26 protein-coding genes are annotated in these 22,151 nt (G+C 65.2%); 12 read left to right on the forward strand and 14 right to left on the reverse strand.

The genetic code is table 11. The annotated features are described in order from the left end of the window. Nucleotides 1-823, reverse strand: an 823-nt coding sequence (locus ABNU97_RS12230) for a haloalkane dehalogenase (protein WP_348766977.1), incomplete at its 3' end; no start/stop codon positions are given. Between the two features lie 116 nt (nucleotides 824-939). On the opposite strand from ABNU97_RS12230, the gene ABNU97_RS12235 reads away from it, so the two are divergent. Then, nucleotides 940-1,368 carry a DUF3015 family protein gene (locus ABNU97_RS12235; protein ID WP_348766978.1) on the forward strand — a complete coding sequence of 143 codons (429 nt, stop codon included), beginning with the start codon at nucleotides 940-942 and terminating at the stop codon, nucleotides 1,366-1,368. 59 nt (nucleotides 1,369-1,427) lie between these two features. Next, nucleotides 1,428-2,282, forward strand: coding sequence for a superoxide dismutase family protein (locus ABNU97_RS12240; RefSeq protein ID WP_348766979.1), 855 nt, complete (start codon nucleotides 1,428-1,430; stop codon nucleotides 2,280-2,282). A 74-nt stretch (nucleotides 2,283-2,356) separates the two neighbouring features. On the opposite strand, the gene ABNU97_RS12245 is transcribed toward ABNU97_RS12240, so the two are convergent. After that, nucleotides 2,357-3,109 (reverse strand): NYN domain-containing protein, encoded by a 753-nt coding sequence (locus ABNU97_RS12245; protein ID WP_348766980.1) that lies wholly within the window; start codon nucleotides 3,107-3,109, stop codon nucleotides 2,357-2,359. 157 nt (nucleotides 3,110-3,266) lie between these two features. Between ABNU97_RS12245 and ABNU97_RS12250 the strand changes: the two genes are divergently transcribed. Next, a complete protein-coding gene (locus ABNU97_RS12250) occupies nucleotides 3,267-3,746 on the forward strand; it encodes a DUF2147 domain-containing protein (protein WP_348766981.1) in 480 nt (159 codons plus the stop codon). Between the two features lie 82 nt (nucleotides 3,747-3,828). Here ABNU97_RS12250 and msrB read toward each other — a convergent pair whose 3' ends face one another. Further along, the gene (msrB, locus tag ABNU97_RS12255) at nucleotides 3,829-4,356 is read right to left on the reverse strand and encodes a peptide-methionine (R)-S-oxide reductase MsrB (RefSeq protein WP_348766982.1); all 528 of its coding nucleotides are present in this window, start codon (nucleotides 4,354-4,356) and stop codon (nucleotides 3,829-3,831) included. Between the two features lie 62 nt (nucleotides 4,357-4,418). Next, nucleotides 4,419-4,871, reverse strand: a complete 453-nt coding sequence (locus tag ABNU97_RS12260; protein ID WP_348766983.1) for a DUF4442 domain-containing protein — start codon at nucleotides 4,869-4,871, stop codon at nucleotides 4,419-4,421. 43 nt (nucleotides 4,872-4,914) lie between these two features. Here ABNU97_RS12260 and ABNU97_RS12265 point away from each other — a divergent pair, with 43 nt between their 5' ends. The 6 genes from ABNU97_RS12265 (at nucleotide 4,915) to ABNU97_RS12290 (ending at nucleotide 8,684) form a co-directional block, all read left to right on the forward strand. Then, on the forward strand, nucleotides 4,915-5,730 hold the full coding sequence (locus ABNU97_RS12265; RefSeq protein WP_348766984.1) for a phytanoyl-CoA dioxygenase family protein: 816 nt from the start codon (nucleotides 4,915-4,917) through the stop codon (nucleotides 5,728-5,730). Further along, nucleotides 5,720-6,133 (forward strand): DUF4174 domain-containing protein, encoded by a 414-nt coding sequence (locus ABNU97_RS12270; RefSeq protein ID WP_348766985.1) that lies wholly within the window; start codon nucleotides 5,720-5,722, stop codon nucleotides 6,131-6,133. The genes ABNU97_RS12265 and ABNU97_RS12270 overlap by 11 nt, the downstream gene beginning before the upstream one ends. Further along, the gene (locus ABNU97_RS12275; RefSeq protein ID WP_348766986.1) at nucleotides 6,130-6,507 is read left to right on the forward strand and encodes a DUF2237 domain-containing protein; all 378 of its coding nucleotides are present in this window, start codon (nucleotides 6,130-6,132) and stop codon (nucleotides 6,505-6,507) included. Before ABNU97_RS12270 ends, ABNU97_RS12275 begins: the two co-directional genes overlap by 4 nt. A 116-nt stretch (nucleotides 6,508-6,623) precedes the next feature. Then, entirely contained in the window at nucleotides 6,624-8,024 is a 1,401-nt protein-coding gene (locus ABNU97_RS12280; RefSeq protein WP_348766987.1) for a wax ester/triacylglycerol synthase family O-acyltransferase, read from the forward strand. Beyond that, nucleotides 8,017-8,358 carry a hypothetical protein gene (locus ABNU97_RS12285; protein ID WP_348766988.1) on the forward strand — a complete coding sequence of 114 codons (342 nt, stop codon included), beginning with the start codon at nucleotides 8,017-8,019 and terminating at the stop codon, nucleotides 8,356-8,358. The genes ABNU97_RS12280 and ABNU97_RS12285 overlap by 8 nt, the downstream gene beginning before the upstream one ends. Beyond that, nucleotides 8,355-8,684, forward strand: coding sequence for a hypothetical protein (locus ABNU97_RS12290; protein WP_348766989.1), 330 nt, complete (start codon nucleotides 8,355-8,357; stop codon nucleotides 8,682-8,684). Before ABNU97_RS12285 ends, ABNU97_RS12290 begins: the two co-directional genes overlap by 4 nt. 31 nt (nucleotides 8,685-8,715) lie before the next feature. Here the strand turns inward: ABNU97_RS12290 and ABNU97_RS12295 are convergent, their stop codons facing one another. The 7 genes from ABNU97_RS12295 to ABNU97_RS12325 all read right to left on the reverse strand — a co-directional run bounded on the left by ABNU97_RS12295 (nucleotide 8,716) and on the right by ABNU97_RS12325 (nucleotide 15,126). Beyond that, nucleotides 8,716-9,348 carry a LysE family translocator gene (locus ABNU97_RS12295; RefSeq protein ID WP_348767002.1) on the reverse strand — a complete coding sequence of 211 codons (633 nt, stop codon included), beginning with the start codon at nucleotides 9,346-9,348 and terminating at the stop codon, nucleotides 8,716-8,718. 28 nt (nucleotides 9,349-9,376) lie between these two features. Then, entirely contained in the window at nucleotides 9,377-10,606 is a 1,230-nt protein-coding gene (locus ABNU97_RS12300) for a YbfB/YjiJ family MFS transporter (RefSeq protein WP_348766990.1), read from the reverse strand. Then, the gene (locus ABNU97_RS12305) at nucleotides 10,607-11,767 is read right to left on the reverse strand and encodes a YbfB/YjiJ family MFS transporter (RefSeq protein WP_348766991.1); all 1,161 of its coding nucleotides are present in this window, start codon (nucleotides 11,765-11,767) and stop codon (nucleotides 10,607-10,609) included. It abuts the gene before it with no gap. Nucleotides 11,768-11,849: 82 nt separating this feature from the next. Next, nucleotides 11,850-12,896: a glycerophosphodiester phosphodiesterase gene (gene glpQ / locus ABNU97_RS12310; protein ID WP_348766992.1), complete on the reverse strand. Its 1,047-nt coding sequence runs from the start codon at nucleotides 12,894-12,896 to the stop codon at nucleotides 11,850-11,852. Between the two features lie 111 nt (nucleotides 12,897-13,007). After that, nucleotides 13,008-13,901: an acyl-CoA thioesterase II gene (gene tesB / locus ABNU97_RS12315; protein ID WP_348766993.1), complete on the reverse strand. Its 894-nt coding sequence runs from the start codon at nucleotides 13,899-13,901 to the stop codon at nucleotides 13,008-13,010. Between the two features lie 314 nt (nucleotides 13,902-14,215). After that, nucleotides 14,216-14,671, reverse strand: coding sequence for a PaaI family thioesterase (locus ABNU97_RS12320; RefSeq protein ID WP_348766994.1), 456 nt, complete (start codon nucleotides 14,669-14,671; stop codon nucleotides 14,216-14,218). Further along, nucleotides 14,668-15,126, reverse strand: a complete 459-nt coding sequence (locus ABNU97_RS12325; RefSeq protein ID WP_348766995.1) for a PaaI family thioesterase — start codon at nucleotides 15,124-15,126, stop codon at nucleotides 14,668-14,670. The genes ABNU97_RS12320 and ABNU97_RS12325 overlap by 4 nt, the downstream gene beginning before the upstream one ends. A gap of 133 nt (nucleotides 15,127-15,259) precedes the next feature. On the opposite strand from ABNU97_RS12325, the gene ABNU97_RS12330 reads away from it, so the two are divergent. From ABNU97_RS12330 to ABNU97_RS12340, 3 genes are all read left to right on the forward strand, one after another. Then, nucleotides 15,260-15,847: an LON peptidase substrate-binding domain-containing protein gene (locus ABNU97_RS12330; RefSeq protein ID WP_348766996.1), complete on the forward strand. Its 588-nt coding sequence runs from the start codon at nucleotides 15,260-15,262 to the stop codon at nucleotides 15,845-15,847. A 91-nt stretch (nucleotides 15,848-15,938) separates the two neighbouring features. After that, nucleotides 15,939-17,744, forward strand: coding sequence for a L,D-transpeptidase family protein (locus ABNU97_RS12335; RefSeq protein WP_348766997.1), 1,806 nt, complete (start codon nucleotides 15,939-15,941; stop codon nucleotides 17,742-17,744). After that, nucleotides 17,741-18,712: a D-Ala-D-Ala carboxypeptidase family metallohydrolase gene (locus tag ABNU97_RS12340; protein WP_348766998.1), complete on the forward strand. Its 972-nt coding sequence runs from the start codon at nucleotides 17,741-17,743 to the stop codon at nucleotides 18,710-18,712. The genes ABNU97_RS12335 and ABNU97_RS12340 overlap by 4 nt, the downstream gene beginning before the upstream one ends. Nucleotides 18,713-18,731: 19 nt before the next feature. Here ABNU97_RS12340 and ABNU97_RS12345 read toward each other — a convergent pair whose 3' ends face one another. The 3 genes from ABNU97_RS12345 to ABNU97_RS12355 all read right to left on the reverse strand — a co-directional run. Further along, on the reverse strand, nucleotides 18,732-19,835 hold the full coding sequence (locus tag ABNU97_RS12345) for a DUF302 domain-containing protein (protein ID WP_348766999.1): 1,104 nt from the start codon (nucleotides 19,833-19,835) through the stop codon (nucleotides 18,732-18,734). 34 nt (nucleotides 19,836-19,869) lie between these two features. Then, nucleotides 19,870-20,907: an ion transporter gene (locus ABNU97_RS12350; RefSeq protein WP_348767000.1), complete on the reverse strand. Its 1,038-nt coding sequence runs from the start codon at nucleotides 20,905-20,907 to the stop codon at nucleotides 19,870-19,872. After that, on the reverse strand, nucleotides 20,904-22,151 hold a 1,248-nt coding region (locus tag ABNU97_RS12355), incomplete at its 5' end, for a patatin-like phospholipase family protein (RefSeq protein ID WP_348767001.1). The genes ABNU97_RS12355 and ABNU97_RS12350, both read right to left, overlap by 4 nt.

Genomic DNA, 22,151 nt, shown 5'->3' on the forward strand with positions numbered 1-22,151 from the left:
CGCCCTCGATCGTGGTGTGCGCGGCATCGGCCGCGCCCGCAACGCGTCGGCGCAGTGCGCGATCCGCACCCCGGGTGACCGGATCGCCGTCGGCGAAGCAGGTATGAAACGGGCGTGAAAAACGCGTCAGCGATTGCCAGGCCGCCCGGTTGTCTGACGTGGCGGGATCGTCTGGCGTAATCGGTACGAGCTGTGGAAAGGCACGAATGCCGGCGGTATAGCGCTTGTCCGGAAACGGGGCGTTGTATGCGGCGCGCTCGGCGCGCGTCAGCCAGCGCCGGCTGCCTGCATGCAGGATTGCGCCCACCGGAAAGATCGGACTGTAGCGGGCAAAGGCACGCCAGGCCGAGAACAGCATCGGCATGGTTTCGTCGCCGGTGGGCAGAAAACCGTTGCCCACGAAAACCCGTGCGAACGTATCGGCATGCTCGGCGACCAGCCTCAGGCCGATCAGCGATCCCCAGTCCTGGCAGAACAGGGTCACGTCGGCAAGCCCGAGCTGCTCGAACCAGGCCCAGGTCCACGCCACGTGGCGGGCATAGCTGTAGTCGGCCACGGCAGCCGGCTTGTCGGAACGGCCACAGCCGATCAGATCTGGGGCCAGCACGCGATAACCCGCAGCCGCCAGCGGCGCGATCATGTGGCGATACAGATACGACCAGCTCGGTTCGCCGTGCAACAGCACCACCGGCGGGGCCGCGGCCGGGCCGGCTTCGACGTACGCCATGCGCAGGCCGTCCACCTCGACATAGCGGGGCCGGTAGTCAAATCCGGACAGGCCTGCAAAGCAGGCATCGGGCGTGCGAAAAGCCGGGCGTGTCATGCGGGCTCCGTAAACATGGGCGCCAGCGTAGCGCCGGTCTGGCGGTAATCCCCTATTGTGCTGGCTTCGCCCAGACGATAGCGTGACCGCATAACGATAACGGTGAGGGGCTATCCTTGTTTGTCAGATTCAATCGCACACCGACCGGTGGCAAGTCTTTGCTGCCTGCCGCATGCCTGGCAATCACCGCACTGATGCTGGGGGGCTGTTCGGCCGCGATCAGTACGACCGACGTCGCCGCCGATGCCACGCGATCGGTCGCCAAGGGCGTGCTGGCCAGTAGCCGCGGCACGACCGACGCCTCGGTTACCGAGCCGAACACGCCGCGCTACCAACAGACCGTGGCCTTCGTCGATTCCCAGCGCGATCCGCTACGTCGCGAGGCCGCCACCGGCCAGGGCGAAAACATCGATTCGCTGGCCCGCCTGCTGGACACCCGCAGCACCGAGCTGGGCCGCTGGATGCAGGCAAATTACGACAATCTGTTTACCGATGCCCACGATGCCGAAGCGATCGTCGCACGGCTGCACGCACGGCACGGCTGAAGGTGTTTTTCATGAACGCCACTCGCTCACTCCCGACACTCCCACGCAAAGGACGGTCCATGATGAAATCCGTAGTCTCCGTTTCTGCCGCCATGCTGCTGGCCATGAGCCTGACCGCATGTGGCAACAATGACGATCAGAACGACGACGCCGCTGCCGTCGATAGCGCGAACACCAGCGCCGACGCCCAGACCAATACGGCCAGCCAGAACAGCAACGATACGGCCACCGAAACCGCGCCCCAGACGGGCAACGAATCGAAGATGGGCGACGACACGATGCTGGACGGCCATCGCAACAGCCCCGCCGAGGGCAGCGCTGCCGGGTCGGCCAGCGAAGACATGCCGCAGGCAGCAGTTGCCGTACTGCACGGCACCGACGGCAACGATGGCGTGTCGGCGACGATCCGGTTCACCCCGCAGGACGGCGGCCTGGCCTATACCACCGAAGCCGAAGGGCTCGAGCCCGGCAAGCATGGCTACCATATTCACTTGTACGGCGATTGCTCGTCGGGCGATGGCAAATCCGCAGGCACGCACTACAACCTGCAGGGCAGCTCCAAGAACCCGCCGGCCGATATCGATCGTATCACCGGCGACCTGGGTGATCTCGACGTCGGCGAAGACGGTACCGCCTCCGACGAAGGCATGCTCGACGGCGCCTCGTTGACCGGCGCCAAGGCGCTGATCGGCCGCGGCGTGATCATCCACGAAAAACCCAATGACCCGAGCCAGCCGCCGATCGGCGCAGCCGGTTCGCGTCAGGCCTGTGGCGTGATCGGTATTGCCGAGCCCGACAGCGAGGGCATGAACACGAACGCCGACAGCAGCGATGCCGGCATGTCGGGTGCCGACGGCGCCACCGGTTCGAGCATGAACGACAGCGAGGCCAATCGCAGCGAATCGTCCATGTAACGCGGTACTCGGGCCAACCGGCCTGAACCGAAACCCGGCGTCGTACGCGGCGCCGGGTTTTTATTGGTCGCGAATCAGCTCACCGCGACCTTGTAATTGCCGCGCTCGGCGTCGTATTCGAGCTTGATCTGGCCGTTCTTTTCCGCCGACTGGAGCAGATCGGTAAAGCTTTTGAAGCCGTAGTAGCTTTCGTTGAAGCCCGGGTAGACGCGCTTGATGGTCTGTTTGACCAGCGATCCCCAGACCGGATCGTAGTCCGACTCCAGCGACGACACGATTTCCAGCAGCTGTTCACGCGCCTGCGCGCCCTTGTCCTGCTTTTGGTCCGATTCCGCCTTGCGCTTGCGCGCACGGCCCGACTTCCGCACCAGATCGTCGTAATAGATGAATTCGTCGCAGTTGGCGACCAGCAGTTCCGACGTCGAGGACTTCACCCCGCAGCCGATCACGCGCTTGTTGTTTTCCTTGAGCTTGGATACCAGCGGCGAGAAATCCGAATCGCCGGACACCAGCACGAACGTGTCGATATGGTCCTTGGAATAGCACAGATCCAGCGCATCCACGACCATGCGGATATCGGCGCTGTTCTTGCCCGAAATACGCGTCTGCGGGATATCGATCATCTCGATACCCATGGAATGGAACGATTTCATCTGGCCGCGATACTGGCCCCAGTCGCAGTAGGCACGCTTGAACACCAGCCGGCCCTTTTCGAGTACGCGCTTGTGGATCAGGCCCATGTCGAACTCGCCGCCCGGCAGGTCCTTCACGCCGAGGGCGAGATTCTCGAAATCGATGAAAACGGCGATGAGTGCTTCCCCGGACATGGGCTTCCTGGCTGGAGCGCGTCACGCGGGCCACGCTCGAAATGTAGGCGCAGTCTAGCGGGGCATAGAGGGGCTTGTCTTGTACGCCGATTCATCCACGGTTCGGTTGTTTCGGGCATGCTATGCAGTCGCAAACATGCAATGAGGAGATGAATCGATGTTCAAACAGGCTCTGTTGGCCAGCGCACTGCTGGTGGCCTCGGGCACCGGGTTTGCCGCGGAAAAGAAAGCAGAAGACGCGGCCGGCGTCTGGGAAACCGCCAGCGGCGGCTATGTCCAGCTCTATGAAGAAGGCGACGTCTGGAAAGGCAAGATCGTCGGCTCCAAGAGCGGTGACAAACGCTACGACAAGAACAATCCCGATGAATCCAAGCGCGATCGCCGTCTGCTGGGGTTGAATATCCTCGACGGCCTCGAATACGTCGGCAATGGCGAATTCGAGAACGGCACGATCTACGATCCGAACAATGGCAAGACCTACAAGGCCAAGGCCACCCAGACCGGCCCGGACACCCTCGAGGCCCGCGGTTTTATCGGCATCAGCCTGCTCGGCAAATCGCAGACCTGGAAACGCGTCGACTCCGACGCCGAAAACGTGCACCAGGATCTGCTCGAGAAGAGCGCCGCCTCGAACTGATCGACGGCAACGCGAGAAAGCCCCGGCTCGACCGGGGCTTTTTTCGTTTAGGGACCGTACCGGCTGCCTGGAAAAGCTCTGCCTAGCTTGCCGCCGCGGCCACGAACTTCAGCGCAACGCCGTTGTTGCAGTAGCGCTTGCCGGTCGGCTTGGGCCCGTCGTTGAAAACATGGCCCTGATGCCCGCCGCAGCGCGCACAGTGGTATTCCTTGCGCGGAATGACCAGCTTGTAATCGGTCTTGAAGCCCAGATGACCGTCGATGTAGTTGTAGAAACTCGGCCAGCCGGTGCCCGACTCGAACTTCCAATCGCTTTTGAACAGCGGCAGCTCGCAGCCGGCACAGACGAACTCGCCCTTGGCTTTCACGTCATTGAGTTCGCTCGAGCCGGCCGGCTCGGTGGCCTCCTTGCGCAGCACGCGAAATGCTTCCGGCGAGAGCTGCTCACGCCATTCGGCCTCGGTCTTTTTCACCGTTGACACCTCGCTCGCAGAAGCCGCCTTGCCGGCGCTCGCGCCGCTGGGGGCCTCGTCGTCGGCCAATACCCGGCCGAGCGCGGTCACGCCCAGCGCGCTGAACACCGCACCACCGATAAACACACGTCGTTTCATCTTCTGACCACGTATTGAACAATTCTGACTGTATTACGCCGTAGACGATGTAGCAGATGAATTCAGCGACGCGGGCCCAGCCGATAACGCACGATCGCCGCCGCCACCAGCACATCGTCGCGATCGTGCATGAGCACTTCGATATCGCGTTCCACCTGCTCGCCCGAGGCCGGCACCGCCCAGCGCGCCGAGGCCACGATCGGGCCGCGGGCCTTGGCGTGATAGTCCACGCCCAGATATACGGCAATACCGCGCATGTCCGCCGGCAGGCTGTAGAGCACCGACAACCCGGCCGTGGTTTCAGCCAGCGTGGACAGCGCGCAGGCATGAATACTGTTGAGATGATTGCGGTTGGCGCGCTTGTCCGGCATGCGCAGACGCGCCTGGCCGTCCGACAGCGACTCCACCCGCGCACCGATGCTGCCCGAATAGGGGGCTACGAAACCGATACCGCGCGAGATCAGGCGCCGCCCGCCCGGCAGGGCATAAATCGATCGAATATCGGGCAACTTCATTAATGTTCCTTGCGTATCAGGATGCAGGCCGCAAGTTTAAGCCATGACCATGAGCACCACGATCGACACCCCGCCAGCGCCCGCACTGACGACTGCCCAGCGCGAGCTTTTTCTGCGCGACGGCTACCTGATCATGCGTGGGCTCGCGGCCGCCGAGCGCGTCAATGCGCTGCGCCGGGTCACGCTCGAGCACGTCGACGCGCAGATCGCACCGATCGAATATGAAGCCGATGTGGCCTATCCGGGTGCGCCGGCCAGCCGCGCGGCCACGGGCGGCGACACGCCGCGGCGCCTGCGCCAGGCCTACGACCGCGACCCGGTGTTTGCCGACTGGGCAGCCGATGCGCGTTTGAGCGCGATCTTGGCCCAGCTGCTGGAAAGCGAAACGGTGTATCTGAGCCGCAATCACCACAACTGCGTCATGACCAAGTCGCCGCGCTATTCAACGGCCACGGCCTGGCATCGCGACCTGCGCTACTGGTCGTTCCAAACGCCGCGCCTGGTCAATGCCTGGCTGGCCCTTGGCGACGAAACCCGGGCCAACGGCTGCATGCGGCTGCTGCCGGCGACCCAGCACCTGCCGATCGAGGCCGAGCGGCTGGATAGCGCCCAGTTCCTGCGCGAAGACCGGCCCGACAACGCCGAGCTCATCGAATCGGCGGTTACCGCAGAGCTGGCACCCGGCGACGTGCTGTTCTTCGATGCCGGGGTATTTCATGCCGCCGGCGCCAACACCACCGACGAACGCAAGCTGTCGCTGGTGACCACCTACTACGGCGCGGACAACGCGCCGATGCCGGATACCCGTTCGGCCCGGCTTGCCCCCATCACCGTAAGGAGTGCCGAGCATGCTGCGTAGATTCGTTATGGCCAGCCTGTGTTCCACGCTCATCGGCGCCGGCAGTGCCGCGGCCGCCACGCTCGACGACCTGCAATGGGATTATCGCGTGGTCGCGGTATTCACGCCCACCGATACGGCCGGCCGCGAAGCGGCCGACGAGCTTTCCAACACGGTCGGCATCGCCGAGCGCGATATCGCCTGGTTCGTGGTCAGCCCCGACGCCCTGCACAGCAATCTGTCCAAGCCTGTCGAGCGCGCTTCGATCACCGCCTTGCATGACGGCGGCGGGTTTCAGGCAGTGCTGGTGGGCAAGGATGGCGGCGTGAAGGCACGCCAGAGCGAATCGCTCGATATCCATGCCTTCTTCGACGAAATCGACAGCATGCCCATGCGCCAACAAGAGATGCAGCAACAACAATGACATCGACACCCGCACGTAACGTACTCGGCGAGCCGCTGGCCGGCTGCTGTGACGCACCGACCACCGGCTTCTATCGCGATGGCTACTGTCGCACCGGCCCTTCGGATATCGGCCGGCACGTGGTCTGTGCGGTTGTCAGCGACGAATTTCTCGAATTCTCTGCCCGCCGCGGCAACGACCTGTCCACGCCGCGACCCGAATTCGACTTCCCCGGGCTCAAGGCCGGCGATCGCTGGTGCCTGTGCGCCGCCCGCTGGGCACAGGCCCTCGAAGCCGGGGTGGCACCCCGGGTGGCGCTGACCGCGACCGATGAAGCCGCGCTTGAGATCGTCGAGCTGTCTGCGCTCAAGGCGCATGCCATCGATCTGTCTTGAACCGCGTCCTCCGGTGCATTCGCGGCGGTCAGGCCTATGCGCCGCCATGGTGCAAGCGCTAGTCTCGTGCTTTGGGCGTGCCGACCCGGCGAACGCCTGACCATCCGGAGCCCCTCATGCAGCTGCTCAATCCTGTCGACCAGATATTCCTGCATCTGGAGGGACGACATCAGCCCATGCACGTGGGCGGCCTGCAGCTGTTTTCCATCCCCGAGGATGCCGGGCCGGACTATGTGCGCGAGGTGGTCACCAAGGCACGCAGCTTCACCGACGTACAGGTACCCTTCAATCGACGTCTGAAGTATCGGTTCGGCCAGCCGTTCTGGGTCGCCGACGACAGCTTCGATATGGAATACCACGTGCGCCACCTCGCCCTGCCCGCTCCGGGGGCGATCCGCGACCTGCTGGCCCTGGTCTCGATGCTGCACGGTGCCCTGCTCGATCGCTCCCGGCCGATGTGGGAGACCTACTTCATCGAAGGCGTGACCGACAATCGATTCGCCGTTTATACCAAGTTTCACCATTCGCTCATGGACGGCATCAGCGCCATGCGCGTGATGCGACGTTCGCTCAACGATCAGCCGTCGCCGGGCGGGCTGTGCGTGCCCTGGCAGTTGCCCGAAAGCGACGACGAGCGGTCACGGCGCAACCGGCCGTCGCCCTGGCAGGGTACGTGGAAGGCGGCAGCCGCCACGGCTCGCCAGATGGCAGCCATGCCGCGGGTCGGCCAGCAGGTATTCTCGGCCTGGCAACAGGCCCGTGAAGAGCCCGATTTCACCGCCTTCAAGCAGGCGCCGACCTGCATGCTCAACCGGCGGATCAGCGGCTCGCGACGCTTCGCGGCCCAGTCATATTCGCTGAGCCGGATCAAAAAGCTTGCCAAGCACTACGACGCCACGGTCAACGATATCGTGCTGGCCATGTGTGCCAGCGCGCTGCGTGCGTATCTGCTCTCCCGCGACGCCCTGCCCGACGAGCCGCTGGTCGCCATGCTGCCGGTATCGCTGCATACCGCCGACAGCGGCACCGGCAACAAGGTGGCGATGATCTTTGCCAGCCTGGCCACCGACGTGGTCGACCCGGTGGAACGGCTCGCCGCCGTCCGGCACTCGGTGGAACACTGGAAGCGCCGCTACAAGGACATGACCAGCGAACAGATCCTGGGTTTCACCGCTGCCCTGTCCACACCGGCAGGTATCAACCTGCTCACCGGCATCGCACCGCGTCACCAGGCCTTCAACGTGGTGATTTCGAACGTGCCGGGGCCAGGCGAGACCCTGTATTACGGCGATGCCCAACTCGAGGGCATGTACCCGGTGTCGATCGTGCTCGACGGTCAGGCGCTCAATATCAGCCTGGCCAGCTATCGCGATTCGCTCGAGTTCGGCCTGCTGGCGTGTCGGCGGTCGGTGCCGAGCATGCAGCACATGCTTCAGTATCTAGGCGACGCGCTCGATGCGCTGGAACCGGGCGACTCCCCAGGGCAGAATGACAACCGCGCCGCCCGCGATGGCTGAGCGGGGCATACACAGCGCCTGCGCCCGGCGCGGCCTGTGGACGTTTTTCGGTGTCCAGGCCGGCATCCTGCTGTTTGCGATTGCGCCGGTCGTCATCGCGGTGGCGGCCGGCCAGCTGGGCAACGCGCTGGGGTGTCGGGTCGACGAGTCCGGCGCCTATGCCTGCCCGCTGTGGGGCATGGATATCGGCGAGGCGCTGTATAGCGCCGGCGTATTCGGCTGGCTCACGCTGGCCACGCTACCGGCAGGGGCGCTGCTGTGGCTCGCGCATATCGGCTACACGGTGATCGCGCTGCTGCGCCGTCGCCTGCGACGTGGCGCCCAGCAGGGATGAACGGCACGCCCGGCGATCCCCCTCGCTGTGCTTTATGTGGGCGCGAAGGCGTACGCACGACCCGCCACCATCTGATTCCGCGGCGTACCCACCGGCTCAAGCGTATTCGCCGGCGCTTCGACCGCGAAGAGCGCCTGGGCGCGATCCTGCACGTCTGTCGGCCCTGCCACAGTCATATCCATGCGGTGCTGGGCGAAAAGGAGCTGGCCGAAACCTACAACTCGCGGGACGCCCTGCTGGCCCACCCCGAGATTGCCCAGTTCGTCGCCTGGCTGGCCGACAAGCCGGCCGGCTTTCGCCCGCGTATCCGCAAGCCCAGGTCCTAGGGCGTGTGGTCATAAGATATGACGACACGCCCTAGCGAGACGCCGTCGCCAGACGCAGTCCCAGCGCGATAAACAGCGACCCGAGGGCACGATCGAGCCAGCGCTGCATCGCCGCGTTGGCACGCATGCGCCGGGCGACCGTCGCCGCAAACCACACCATCGGCGGCTCCACCAACGCCGCCACTGCAATGATCAGACAGCCGTGCAGAAACAGCTGGGCGCCCACGGGCCCCGCGCCGGGCACCACGAACTGCGGCAGAAACGCCAGAAAGAACACGGCCACCTTCGGGTTGAGCGCGGCCACCAGCACGCCGCGGCCGAACGTCGACCGGGCCGACCCGGACTCGGCCGTTGCCTGCGGCATCGGATCGGCGCTGGCCCGCCACGCCTGAATGCCCAGCCACAGCAGATAAAGCGCGCCTGCGTACTTGACCAGGGCAAACGCCAGCGCCGAGCTGGCCAGCAGCGCCGACAGACCGAGCGCGGCCAGCACGACATGTACGAACGCCCCGAGCCACACGCCACCCATGGCTATAAACCCGGCGCGACGCCCACGCCGCAGCGAATGCGCGAGCACATAGGCCATATCGGGCCCCGGGGTGATATTGAGCAACACAGCCGCCGTTAAAAACGTGGCCCAATGGGTCATCGAATACGAAAACAGCGGTGTTGGACCGAGTTCGACCATGTCTTCAACCCTTGGAGCGATCGGCGCGCACGGCGAGCGCCCTGCGCCGCGCCCCTATCGCGCCCGCCAGAGAGCAGCCCGTGGCAACGACGAGGATTACGGCACCGGCAGCAATCGTCGTGGCATAACTGCCGGCGAACGCATAAAGCCGGGCCATGGCAAACCCACCGACCGCCTGGGTGGCCGCGAATGACAGCGTGGCCCAGCCCCAGATCTGGCGCTGGCGAGCGACCGGCGAGAGCGCATGCACGGTGCCGGCGGTCAGGGTGATGATCGCCGGCACCATCGCGCCCACCACCAGCGACGACAGGCCCAGCCCGGCGATACCGGTCAACGCCAGCGGCAAGGCCGTGGCCAGCGTCATCAGCACGAAGGCCGCGACCAGCGCCCGTTCGAAGCCGAGCCAGCGTGCGGTGATGCCGGCCAGGGCCGGGCCGATCACGCCGCCCAGGCCCAGCAGCAGCCAGTAGCGGTTGCCCGCTTCAAGACCGCGACCCAGTTCGCGGGCGATATAGTCCACCCAATAGAGCGAATGCGGCACATAGCCGGCCGCGCTCAGCCCGTAGGCGGCCACCACCAGACCGATCAACACCCAGGGCGTATGCCCCGCGCTCGCAGGGGCCGCCGCCGTATCGTCACCCGGAGCGGCCTCGGCCGGCAGATGGCGCCACACGCCAAGCCAGCTGATCCAGGCCAGCACGGCGCCCACGCCGGCCGTGGCCAGCCAGGTCGCGCCGATGCCGGCGCTGGCCAGGCGCGGCACGAGCAGGCTCACGCCCATGGTGCCCACGCCGATGCCGGTAAAGATCGTCGCCGAGGCCAGCGGCCGTCGTGCAGCAGGCATCCGCGCCATGATCGCCGGCGTGACCACGATGGTCAGCGTCGCCGCCGCCGCACCGGCGATCAGCCGCCAGAAGCCGTAGACGATCATTGCCCAGGGCCATGCACAGGCTACGAGGCTGATCACCAAGGCAATCAGACAGCTGGCAATCGCACGGCGCGGACCGAGCCAGCCGGCATAACGGTTGGCGCCCGCCGCGCCGATGAGATACCCCAGCAGGTTGATCGCGCCCAGGCGCGCGGTCTGCTCGGCGGTGAACCAGCCGCTCTCCACCAGCGGCGTGATCAGCGGCGTGAACACATAGCGCCCGAAGCCCACGCCCAGCAACAGCGCCACCGCGCCGGCCAGCGGCAGTCGCCAGAGCCCGCCCGGCATATCGTGCGAGTTGGTCATCTAGGACCGGCGCACGGCCGCGATCGCATTCAGGCTGGCGAGTGCCAGCGCCGCCGCCGCGATGGCGAACAGCGGCCGATAGCTGCCCAGCTGTTCATAGCCCCAGGACATGCCGTAGGCGGCGACGGCCTGGGTCAGGGCAAACCCGAGCGTGGCCCAGCCCCAGACCTGCTGCTGGCGCTCGGGAGCGACCAGGGTGGACAGCGTGCCCGAGGTGAGCGTGACCACGCCCGGTACCAGCATTCCGACCAGAAACGACGACAGTCCCAGCGCCAGCCAGCCCGTCGAGAGCACGGGCAGGCACACGGCAATCGTCTTGACTGTAAGCGCGAGCGCCAGCGCCGGCTTGAAACGCAGCCGTGCGGCCAGTGCGCCGGCGACCACCGGCCCGCACATCGCCCCCAGGCCGAACACCACCCAGTAGCCGCTGCCGGTGGCCAGCCCTTCGCCCAGTTCGCGTGCGATGTAATCCACCCAGAACAGCGTATGCGGCACAAAGCCCATGGCATCGAGACTGTAGGCAGCGATCACCAGACCCAGGGCGAGCGCCGGCAGACGGGCATCGACGTGTTCTTCACCCGTGCTGCGCTCCAGGGGCGGTAGGCGACCCAGCACGGCAAACCAGGCCCAGCTCGCGAGTGCTGTGCCCACGAGCGCGAGCGCCAGCCATGTGACGCCCACGCCGAAACCGGCCAGCCAGGGCACGACCGTACCGCTGGCCATGATGCCCAGGCCGATACCCGTGAACACCAGCGAGCTGGTATACGCCTTCGCCTGCAAAGGCACCCGCGACAACGCGGCCGGTACGCCGACCACCACCAGCATGGCCCCGGTGATGCCACAGGCCAGGCGCCAGAAGCCGTACCAGAGCACGCCCCAGTCCAGCGCACAGGCATAGAGGCTGGCCACGGTGATCGCCAGACAGGCGGCCAGCACCGGGCGCACGCTCCATATGAGGGTGGCACGATGGGCCGTGGCCGCACCGATGAGATAGCCGAGCAGGTTGATCGCGCCCAGATAGGCTGCCGCATGCGACGAAAACCAGCCGGCTTCGACCAGCGCCGGAATCAGCGGCGTATAGGCAAAACGGGCCAGGCCGATACCGAGCAGCGTACAAACGCCGCCGGCCAGGCCAAGACGCGTGGCAGAAATCTGGGGCATCGGTGGTCAATACAGCGGTTCGGGCCGCGAGTTTGCCACGAAAGCACGGGCCGCTGCCGACAGCCCGCTGCACGAACGCGAACTATCGCGGGTACAGACGCGGCCGGTAGCCCGGGTGGATCACCTCGACCGCGATATCGGTAAAGTCGGTGAACAGGCCATCCACGCCGTACTCGAAGTAATAGCGGCGCAGCTCGTCTTCGAGCCGGCGGGTGCCGGCCGGCAGCTGGTCGGCGCGAAAGGTGTAAGGGTGTACCTTCAGCCCGCGTGCGTGGGCGAGCTGCACCAGGCCGCCGTGCGTATCGGCGATACGCTGCTTGTCCGGACCGATGCCGTCGGCGTATTCCGCGATGGTCGCAAGCCCGGCCGGGGTAACCAGTTCATCGTAGGCCGGTGCGTCGCTTATAAGCTGGATCATGGGCAGGTCGCTGCCCATCTGTTCGCGCATTTCGCGCAGGTTGTCGAAGCCGAAGCTCTGGATATAAACCTTGGCATCGCGACCGGCATAGCCGTAGGCGGCCAGCCGGTCGAGCAGCGTGCGTTCGATGGGCAGCCCTTCGTCGTCGTGGAACTCGGGCGCCTTGGTTTCCGGGTAGATGCCGACATCGCGCCCGCTTTCGCGATTGAGCGATTGCACCATTTCCACCACGGCATCGAAGGTGGGCACCTTGAAACCCTGGGCATCGGCCTTGAATCGGTCCGGAAACACCCGGGTGCCGTCGGGTTTGGTCCGTTCGGTGACGTTGAGCTGCTGGATTTCGTCGAGGGTGAAATCCGCCGCATACCAGCGCCCGTCGGCGCGCTTGCGGGCAGGGAACTGGCTTTCGACGTCGGTGGTGGATTCCAGATGGATATCGTGCAGGCAGATCAGGCGATGATCGGCGGTCATCACCAGATCGGGCTCGATATAGTCTGCGCCCAGGGCATAGGCCATGGCATAGGCAGGCAGCGTGTGCTCGGGCAGATAGCCGGAGGCACCGCGATGGGCGATCACGATCTTGTGATTTTTTGTCATATGCGGATCCGCCTTGAAGTGACGGGCCTCGCTGCCGGGCCAGGCGGCGACCGGCAAGGCGGCCAGGATCAGGGCCAGAACGATGACGATACGAAACCCATGCGCTCGAACCATGCCAAACCCCCGAGATATCGCAAACGATTGTCGAAGGCTCAAGCCTAGTTGGGCGCGATGACAGTTCGTAACCGCCACGGCGCGACCGCGAGAGGTTATGCAGGAGCTTCCCTAGGCGTCGCGCGGCTTGCGCTGGCGAATCAGCCCCTCCTGGGCTACGGATGCCACCAGATGGCCGTCGCGATTGAAGATCAGCCCGCGCGACAGGCCGCGCGAATCCTGGGCCCCAGGGCTGTCCATGGCATAGAGCAGCCACTCGTCGACCCGGAACGCGCGATGGAACCAGATCGCGTGATCGATGCTGGCCATCTGCATGCCGGGGGTGAAAAACGACACCCCGTGCGGAAACAGCGATGTCGCCAGCAGATTGAAATCGCTGGCATAGGTCAGCACCGCGCGGTGCACGGACTGGTCGTCGGGCAGCGGCGCCTTGGCCTTGAACCAGACATGCTGCACCGGCTCGCGCTTGTCCGGATCGAGCATGTTCCAGGGTTTGACCGCGCGCATGTCGATCGCGACCTCGCGCCCCACCGCTTCGCGCAGCGATTCCGGCACCCGATCGAGAGCATCGACCCAGGCCCGGCGCAGCTCGTCGTGGCTGGCCAGCTCTTCCGGGCCCACGACGTCGGGCATGCTCATCTGATGGGTATAGCCGGACTCCTCGATATGAAACGAGGCCAGCATGGAGAAGATCGGCCGCCCGTGCTGGATGGCCTGCACGCGCCGGGTGGCAAAGCTCCTGCCGTCGCGAATATTGTCGACTTCGTAGACGATGGCCGCCTGCATATCGCCCGGGCGCAGAAAATAGCCGTGCATGGAATGCGCCTGCTGGGACGCATCCACGGTACGCGTGGCGGCAACCATGGCCTGCCCCGCGACCTGGCCGCCGAACACGCTCTTGCCGCCGATATCCCGCGAACTGCCGCGAAACAGCCGTTGCTCCAGCGGCTCCAGATCGAGCTGATCAAGCAGATCCTGAACCAGGCGTTGTCCATCCCCTGACATCGTGCACACGCTCCTTCGCGAACCGCTGACGCCGCAGCGGTTCATTTTTTTATTCGATACGACAAGACTGCCGCGATGGCTGTTAAGCAATCTCTGCACAACCTCTCGCGGCTCGCGTCCGAGTTCTCAAATGCCTTGCGACAAGGCGTGCGAGCACAGCGCCATGCCTCATGGGCAGATCAAGCTCGGCAACGCAGTCGCAGCACTTTTGAGGCCGGACCCCTCGGGGCCGCCATAGGTGATGCAGATATTCCTGAATGCCCTAGTGTAATTCAAACGGCCACTGCGCAAAGCCCGCCTGCCGTGACTACGCCCTACTCGGCCGGGTTGTCGCCCTCAACGGCGCGCAACAGGAAATCGGCACGGGCAAAGGCGATCGGACGATCCGGATCATCCTGCCAGCACTCGGCCTGTACCTGGGCGATACGCCGCCCCGAACGGATCAGCCGGCACCGGCAAAGACAGTCCGCGGCCGCCGCCGAGCGCCAATAGTCGATCGAGAAATCCACCGGATAGGGGATACGCGTCTGGGCCTCGGCGATGAGCACCTCGAACTGCATGGCCAGCTCCAGCAGGCTGGCCACCGTGCCGCCATGCAGGGCCGGCAGGCGCGGACTGCCGATCAGTTCGTCGCGATAGGGCATGCGATAAATCCGCGCCTGTGCTTCGTCGGCCTGTTCGATACGCAGATCCAGATAGGCCGCATAAGGGATCGCGGCCACCAGGTCTTCGTGGATCGCCGTCGTTTTCGACTCGTTGCTATCGCTCATGGCTTGAGCTGCCGGCCGGTGCGCATGAACGCGGCCGTACAGAGCGATACCGCGCGTTCGCGCTCGCCCTGATGCAGCGTGGCCCGCACGAAACCCACGCAGCGGGTGACGTGATAGCACTCGGCTTCGATCCACAGCCCCTGTTCGGCCACCGCCGGGCGCAGATAATCCATGCGCAAGTCCAGTGTGGCGATCGTTTCCAGCCCCGGCAGCGCCAGAAAAACAGCCAGACCGCAGGTGCTGTCGGCGGCGGCCAGGCCCACCGAGGTATGCCACAGCCCCGCGCCCGGATCGCCGAGGAAGCATTCGCGATAGTCGAGTGCCGTGACGATACGCTCGCCGGCAACGTCTACCACACGCAGCCCGATCGCCTGGTTATAGGGAATCCCGCCGTTGAAACGGGCCGCGATCTCGGCGCGTATCGCCGGGTCGCGCTTGTCGAGTTGTTCATACATGTCGCGAGAAGATAGCCGGCCCCCGCCAGCCTGTCACGCGATCGGGTTGCCACGCCCGCGCTTGTGAGCGCGTAAGATGACCCTGTCCCCAGCATTCGCTGCTTCATTTTCGAATAGCCTTACCGACGCGCCCATGGACCATCCCGATTACGCGCTATTTCCCTTGAGCACGGTCTTGTTCCCCGGCGGGATCATGCCGCTGCGTATATTCGAGCCGCGCTATCTGGACATGGTCGCCATGTGCATGAAGGGCCAGACCGGCTTTGGCATCTGTGCTGCCCGCCCACCCGAGAACGAACACGAGTTCAGCAGCCCGCACGCGGTGGGCACGCTGGTCGAGATCGTGGATTTCGACCGCCTGGACGACGGCGCGCTCGGCATCACCGTGCATGGGCGAGCGCGTTTCGAGGTGCGCTCCACGCGCCAGGCCGACAACGGCCTGTGGTGGGGCAGCGTCGAATTCATCGACGAGGACGCCGACAGCGCCTGTCCGATCGAGTTTTCGGCGCTCAAGCAGATTGCCGCGGCGTTGATCGACGAGGTCGGCCTGCCCTACGACACCGAAAGCCGCAGCTACGACTCGGCCAGCTGGCTGTCGGCGCGCCTGACCGAGCTGCTGCCTTTCGATGCCGCCACCAAACACGACCTGCTGGCGACCAACGACCCGCTGGAACGGCTGCGTCGTATCCGCCCGATGATCGAAATCGAGAACACCCGCTAGATACCATCCAGGCCTTCCGGGTTGGCCCGGATGTGCCGACAGGCCAGCTGCGGTAGCATCCCCGCGTAGGGGAACGACCATTGGACACGCCGTGAATACTTTTAAACGCGGGCTGTTAGCCGGCCTTTTCGCGCTGGCTGTTGCCGGCTGCAGCAGTGCGCCCGATCAGGCGACGCCGCCCGCGCCCGCCTCGAACGAAGCCGCCGACAGCGACACGTCAAGCGCGCGCGCCGATACCCAGCCCGGGGCCGGCCAGACAGCCGCGATCAAGACCGCGCTGGCCGATTTATCGGACGACACCGTGGACCATGCGGTGGTCGACTACTACCAGCACCACGGCCACGCCGCTGCCTGGTTCGATAGTCAGGGTGCCGCCCGCGACGAAATCAAGACGCTGCTGGACGCCCTGTCGCGTGCCAGCCGCCAGGGGCTGGTCACCGCCGACTACGGTTACGACGCGCTGGCTCGGCGTATCGAACAGGCCGATACCGCCCCCGGGCCGATGGATGCCGACACCGTGGCCGCACTCGATATTCGCTTGAGCCAGGCGTTCGTGCGCTATGCCGTCGATCTGCACCAGGGCCGCGTTGGCGAAGGCGATCTGCGCCCGCGCTGGTACGAAGACCTGCCACCGGTCGACTATGCCGGTGCGCTTGAACGGGCCACGCGCGACGGCGATGTCGATGCCGCGCTGACCGAGCTGCGCCCGCCCCACGATGGCTATACCCGCCTGGTGAAAGCGCTGGCGGACTATCGCGCCATCGTGGATGCGGGCGGCTGGCCCGAAGTGCCCGACGGACCGCTGCTGGAAACCGGCGTGCGCGATGCGCGTGTGGCCACGCTGCGAAAACGCCTGCAGGCCAGCGGCGATCTCACCCCGGGCAGCGAAACGGGCCACAACGTCGAAGACGGCGTGAACGCCCTGGAAACGATGGACGCGCCCCAGGACGGCGATACCCGCTCGCCGCGCTACGACGCGCCGCTGGCAAAGGCGGTGGAACATTTCCAGCGCCGCCACGGCCTCAAGATCGATGGCAAGGTGGGCCCCGGCACGCGGGCCGCGCTGAACGTACCGGCCGAGCAGCGCGTACGCCAGATCGAGATCAACCTGGAACGCTGGCGCTGGCTGCCGGCCGACCTGGGCGAGCGCTACGTGATGGTCAATATCCCGGAATATCGCCTGCGGGCCTACGACAACGGCCGGCCGGCGCTGGAAATGCGCGTGGTGGTGGGCGAATCCTACGACGACCGCGCCACGCCGATTTTCTCCGACGCCATGGAGTACGTCGTCTTTCGCCCCTACTGGAACGTGCCGACCAGCATCGCCGCCGACGAGATCGTGCCCGAGGTCCGCAAGAATTCCGGTTATCTCGACCAAAAAGACTACGAGATCGTCGCCGAATTCACGCCCGACGCCGAGGTATTGCCCAACACCTCCGAAAACATCGACAAGGTCGAAGCCGGCACGCTTTTCGTGCGCCAGCGCGGCGGCAGCCACAACGCGCTGGGCCTGGTGAAGTTCATGTTTCCCAACCAGTACGCGGTCTATCTGCACGACAGCCCGGCAGAACAGCTGTTCTCCCGCAACGAACGCGATTTCAGCCACGGCTGCGTACGCGTCCAGCATCCGGACCAGCTGGCGGCGTTCGTGCTGGCCGGCAAACCCGACTGGGATACCGCCCGTATCGACAGTGCGCTCCACGAAGAGGATCGCCAGCGGGTGGATCTCGAGGAATCGATCCCGGTCTATCTGGCCTACTGGACCGCCTTCGTCGATGAGGCGGGCGTGAACTTCCGTGCCGACGTCTACGACAACGACCCGCGCGTGGAAAAAGCCATGCGCCAGGTCGATCGCGGCGTTCCCGACAATACCCTCGCGCGGGCCGAAGCCAGTTGAAGCATAGCCTCGCAGCGCTGATGTTCTGCGCGGCGCTGTGCGCGCCGGCGGCCCAGGCACGTCTGGTGGTGGACGACAGCCTCGAGCTAGGCGAGCAGCACAGCGAAGCGCAATTCGCGCTGGTCATCGATGGCGAGCCACAGCCGCCGTCGCTACGGGCGGCGTTTACGATGCCGGGCGAGCGTATCGACATCGCCGCCCGGGACCTGCCCCCGGGCGCGGAGCTGGTGCTGCAGACCTCGGGCGCGGGCGTACTCGAAACCGTGTCGGCCGCTCGCTGGCGCTGGCAGGCCCCGGATGAGCCCGGCCTGTATCCGCTGGTGATATACAACCGCGACAACATGAGCCGGCAACGGCTCAACGTGTTCGTGAAAAAACCCTTCGATGCCCGCCGATCGGCGCTCGACGGCTATCGTATCGGGCGTTACGAGCCGCACGGGCTGCGCGGCCGGGCCAGCTCCGCGCCGCCCGACGGCCTGATCCAAGTCACCCGCGCCAATCAGGATGTGGCCCTATCCGAGCATTTCACGCTCGGCCAGTTCCTGTGTCATCAACAGCCCGACCACTGGCCCAAATATGTGCTCGTGCGCCCGCGGCTGCTGGAAAAACTCGAACTGCTACACGCCGCGCTCGCCGATGCCGGTTTCGATCTCGACACCATCACCGTGATGAGCGGCTATCGCACGCCCTGGTACAACGCCGATATCGGCAATACCACGGTCTATAGCCAGCATCTGTTCGGCAGCGCCGCCGACATCTTCGTGGACGCGAACGGCGACGGGCTTATGGATGACCTCAACGAAGACGGCGTGGTGGACAGCGCCGACGCACGCTGGCTGGCCGATCTGGTGGAAACCGTGGTGGCGGAAAAGTCGTCGCTGGCCGGTGGTATGAGCGTATACCCGGCCAATTCCCGCCACGGCCCCTTCGTGCATATCGACGTACGCGGCATGCGGGTACGCTGGTAAGCCGCGGCTCAGCGCTCTTTCAGGCGCCGTCTTCGGTCGCGGACAAGTCGTTCGCCGGTCGCGCGACGCTAGCGTCGCCGAGCTGGGTCGTGCCGCCGGCCGGCGTGTTGGCGTCACCCGCGCTCTCGTTCGTGCCGGCCGACGTGCCCGCGGCTTCGCCGGCGATCTGTGCCAGCAGATCGGCGATGGCGTCGATACGGTCGTCGCGATCATCGATATCGTGGCGAGCGGCGATGAAGGCCGGTCGGTTGTAGTAGACCGTGACCGTACCGTCGTCGGCCTGGGCGACCAGCATCTTCTGGGGCAGATCGATACCGATGGTCTGATTCGAGCGCATCAGCGGCGTGCCCGCATTCGGGTTGCCGAAAATGAACAGCGTGCTCGGCCCCACGTCGCGCCCCAGCGAGCGGCTGGCAAAGTCGATCGTATCCACCGGGGTGAGCGCTTCGCGCGACTGAATGGCGCTGTTCAAGCGATTGACCACGGTCGTGAAATCGTCGCGACTGGTCACGCTTTCGATGCCTTCGCCTTCGGCAATACCGGCCGCGCCGGCATTCGCGTCCAGATCGGCGTTGGCAGCGGCACGAACAACGGCCTCGAGATCGTCATCGAGCGCGTCCAGCGTGCCGTTTTCGACCCCGTCGAGGTCGTAGCGCGCGGCCAGATAGGCCGCGTTGCTGAAGGCCACGCCAATATCGTTGTCGCGATCGCGATAAACGAGCACGCGTGCGGGCAGATCCAACGCCACGCGCGCATCGGCGGCGATCAGCGCGCTTTCGCGGTTGGCGTCGGCCACGAACAATACCGTGGTCGGGCGCAGGCTCAGGTTTGCGTTGCGGGCATTGGCCTGGTGATCGACTTCGGTACGCGCACTCAGGTTGGCGCGCTCGGCGATGGCATCGAGCAGCGCCGAACGGGTGGCATCGAAGCCGCGCGTCGATACCGCCAGGCTCAGACCGGGAATATTGGTTTCGGCGGCCGGCGGCGTGGCGTCGTTTTCGTCGCTGTCTTCGTCGCCGTCGAGCAGCTCGCTCCATTCACAGGCCGACATGACCACAGCCACGAGAATCAGCAGGCCGATCAGGCCGAAACGTCGCGCTGTTGTCAGTGATGCACGCGTCATGAAAACCCCACAGATCGCGAATCCAGACTCGATCCTACTCGAAATGCTCGCGCCAGCGCTGTACCGCCACCTGTTCCTTGACCAGATCGAGGATCTCGATCACCGCGTCGCGCAGCTCGGAGTTCTGGCCGATATCGTCGGCCAGCAGGCGGGAAACCACGCTGTCGGTGATGTTCTGGACCAGGGCATCGAAATCCTGGGATGACAATCCCTCGACGGCCTCGTCGAGGATGTTGTTCACTGTCTCGGTAATGGCGTCGTCGAGCGCGTGGGTCACGAAGCTGCCCAGCATCGGTACGCGTTCGAGATTGCGCAGCGCACTGTTGTTGTTCACGCCGCGATTGACCACGTTGGCCACATAGGCCTGCAATTCGTCGCGATTGGCCTTGTACGCCGCCATGATCGCGTTTTCGATATGGGTACTGGTGGCATTCACCAGACGCTGCTGGCGCGGCTGGATGACTTCGCGCACCACCCGGTGGGACAGCTCCTGGCCGCCGCTTTCCAGCTCTTCCTGGGCGCCGGAGAGCACCTTGATGACCACCCGGTCGGAGATTTCTTCGACCACGATGTCGTAGTAGACCATGAAGGTCTTGTAGACCGCCCAGTTGCGGATATCGATCACGCCCAGCCGCTGCAGGCGCATGAGAATGGTGATAACGCGCAGTACGCGCAAAAAGCGAAACCCGGCCACCGGAATACAGCCGAGCACGTCGTACCAGCGCGCGAACGGGTAGAAATACCAGCGGTAATAGCGCTTCTGGACGATGGCGATCGCCCAGCCAGCGAGCACGTCGGCCAGGAAAATCGCGACGAACACCAGATCGATGGCCACGAAGTTTTCGTGCACCGAGGTTTCATACCAGCCGTGCAGCCCCGGCGCAGTGGCCTCGAACACGCCGGCCAGCGGGCCGATCGCAAACAGCGCATCGAAGATGATGAGCGCGAGATTGAGCGATACCAGGCCAATGATGGCCAGATCCCAGAGCAGAAAGAGCCGCTCGCTCCACGTGCGATCGCCGCTGACGATCGCAAACGGCCGCGGCGTATCGGGGTGATCGTGATCGCTCACGAGGGGCGTGCCTCGCGCTCGTGCGCGAACAGGCTCACCGTGCGCAGCATTTCACGCACCTCGGGCATACGGGTCTCCATTTCCTGGTAGCCCCAGCCCACCGACAAATCGAGGGCGTCGGGGCTGGGCACGATATTCAACGGCGACAGCGTGTGATCGAAGCGCACCATGGTGTCGGCATAGACACGGTTGACCCGCATCTGCATCTGTACGGTCTGGGTGATCGGCCATAGCCATAAATTCTTGGCGTCGACGCGAGGAAAGAAACAATCGAAGGCCAGATAATAGGCATTGCGGGTCGCCGCACGCCCGGCGGCCACACCGCGCCAGGCTGCCCGTGCCGGCACGTTGTCTGCCATGCCGCCGTCGACGATCGCGGCCAGTTCTCGGGTGGCCATGAGCTCGGCAAATATCTCACGGGTCACGCCTGCGCCGGGCCCCGGTTCGTATTGCAGAATACTGGGCACCGCGGCCGAAAATCCGGCGGCATCCACGGCATGCACCTGGCGGGTGTCGGTATCGCGTCCGAGCACGATCGGCTCCACCACGTCGGCGCTGAAGAACTGCAGCAGGCGGGCAAACCGCGCGGCGACCCGCATCCACATGGGCAGCCAGCGTTCGGCGCCTTCGTTGGGTGCGCGCACGTCCGAGGGCAGGCGTTCGTAGGGCCGTCGACGAATACCGGCCACCACCAGATCCAGCGGGATCTCCATTTCATCCAGACGCAGCGGCCGGCGCAGATCGCCGGTGGACATGCGTTGATGCAATGCCCGCAGGTGCAGATGCAGCAGGCCGGGCAGACAGAATTCGCTGCGCCGTCGCGCGGCCGTGAAGATATCGGCGTTCTTGAGCTTGCGGGCAAAATCCAGATAGTCGGATACGTCGGCATGCCGGCGCTGTGCACGAAACAGGCCCAGAATAGCGCCGATGGAATTGCCCACCATGTAATCGGGAATCAGGCCGTCTTCCATCAGCCGCGCGAAGGCGCCGGCATAGACATAGCCGGAGCCGCCCCCGCCGCCGGCCACGATCACCAGCGAGCGCTTGCCGGCCTCGCGATCGAGCGCGGCGCCGTCGCATTCGTCGCCGTGATCGGCCAGCAGCTGGCGGCGCAGCTCGATACAACGGCTGCGCGCCTCGGCCACCGCTTCGTGGCAGTACAACAGCTTCTGTTCGGCGGTCGCCGAGACGCGCAGCCGATCGTAAAGATGGTCCAGAAGCCAGGCGCGCAGCGGCATGATGCG

This window comes from uncultured Salinisphaera sp., from assembly GCF_964012375.1.
Classification (GTDB): Bacteria; Pseudomonadota; Gammaproteobacteria; order Nevskiales; family Salinisphaeraceae; genus Salinisphaera.

What these genes read in the sequence shown, in the direction of transcription:
- ABNU97_RS12305 (WP_348766991.1), bottom strand. Translation starts at nt 11,767, where the DNA reads ATGCCCCAGATTTCTGCCACGCGTCTTGGCCTGGCCGGCGGCGTTTGT.
- ABNU97_RS12250 (WP_348766981.1), top strand. Translation starts at nt 3,267, where the DNA reads ATGTTCAAACAGGCTCTGTTGGCCAGCGCACTGCTGGTGGCCTCGGGC.
- ABNU97_RS12275 (WP_348766986.1), top strand. Translation starts at nt 6,130, where the DNA reads ATGACATCGACACCCGCACGTAACGTACTCGGCGAGCCGCTGGCCGGC.
- ABNU97_RS12290 (WP_348766989.1), top strand. Translation starts at nt 8,355, where the DNA reads ATGAACGGCACGCCCGGCGATCCCCCTCGCTGTGCTTTATGTGGGCGC.
- ABNU97_RS12245 (WP_348766980.1), bottom strand. Translation starts at nt 3,109, where the DNA reads ATGTCCGGGGAAGCACTCATCGCCGTTTTCATCGATTTCGAGAATCTC.
- tesB (WP_348766993.1), bottom strand. Translation starts at nt 13,901, where the DNA reads ATGTCAGGGGATGGACAACGCCTGGTTCAGGATCTGCTTGATCAGCTC.
- glpQ (WP_348766992.1), bottom strand. Translation starts at nt 12,896, where the DNA reads ATGGTTCGAGCGCATGGGTTTCGTATCGTCATCGTTCTGGCCCTGATC.
- ABNU97_RS12320 (WP_348766994.1), bottom strand. Translation starts at nt 14,671, where the DNA reads ATGAGCGATAGCAACGAGTCGAAAACGACGGCGATCCACGAAGACCTG.
- msrB (WP_348766982.1), bottom strand. Translation starts at nt 4,356, where the DNA reads ATGAAACGACGTGTGTTTATCGGTGGTGCGGTGTTCAGCGCGCTGGGC.
- ABNU97_RS12240 (WP_348766979.1), top strand. Translation starts at nt 1,428, where the DNA reads ATGATGAAATCCGTAGTCTCCGTTTCTGCCGCCATGCTGCTGGCCATG.
- ABNU97_RS12280 (WP_348766987.1), top strand. Translation starts at nt 6,624, where the DNA reads ATGCAGCTGCTCAATCCTGTCGACCAGATATTCCTGCATCTGGAGGGA.
- ABNU97_RS12300 (WP_348766990.1), bottom strand. Translation starts at nt 10,606, where the DNA reads ATGACCAACTCGCACGATATGCCGGGCGGGCTCTGGCGACTGCCGCTG.
- ABNU97_RS12330 (WP_348766996.1), top strand. Translation starts at nt 15,260, where the DNA reads ATGGACCATCCCGATTACGCGCTATTTCCCTTGAGCACGGTCTTGTTC.
- ABNU97_RS12260 (WP_348766983.1), bottom strand. Translation starts at nt 4,871, where the DNA reads ATGAAGTTGCCCGATATTCGATCGATTTATGCCCTGCCGGGCGGGCGG.
- ABNU97_RS12270 (WP_348766985.1), top strand. Translation starts at nt 5,720, where the DNA reads ATGCTGCGTAGATTCGTTATGGCCAGCCTGTGTTCCACGCTCATCGGC.
- ABNU97_RS12345 (WP_348766999.1), bottom strand. Translation starts at nt 19,835, where the DNA reads ATGACGCGTGCATCACTGACAACAGCGCGACGTTTCGGCCTGATCGGC.
- ABNU97_RS12265 (WP_348766984.1), top strand. Translation starts at nt 4,915, where the DNA reads ATGACCATGAGCACCACGATCGACACCCCGCCAGCGCCCGCACTGACG.
- ABNU97_RS12325 (WP_348766995.1), bottom strand. Translation starts at nt 15,126, where the DNA reads ATGTATGAACAACTCGACAAGCGCGACCCGGCGATACGCGCCGAGATC.
- ABNU97_RS12285 (WP_348766988.1), top strand. Translation starts at nt 8,017, where the DNA reads ATGGCTGAGCGGGGCATACACAGCGCCTGCGCCCGGCGCGGCCTGTGG.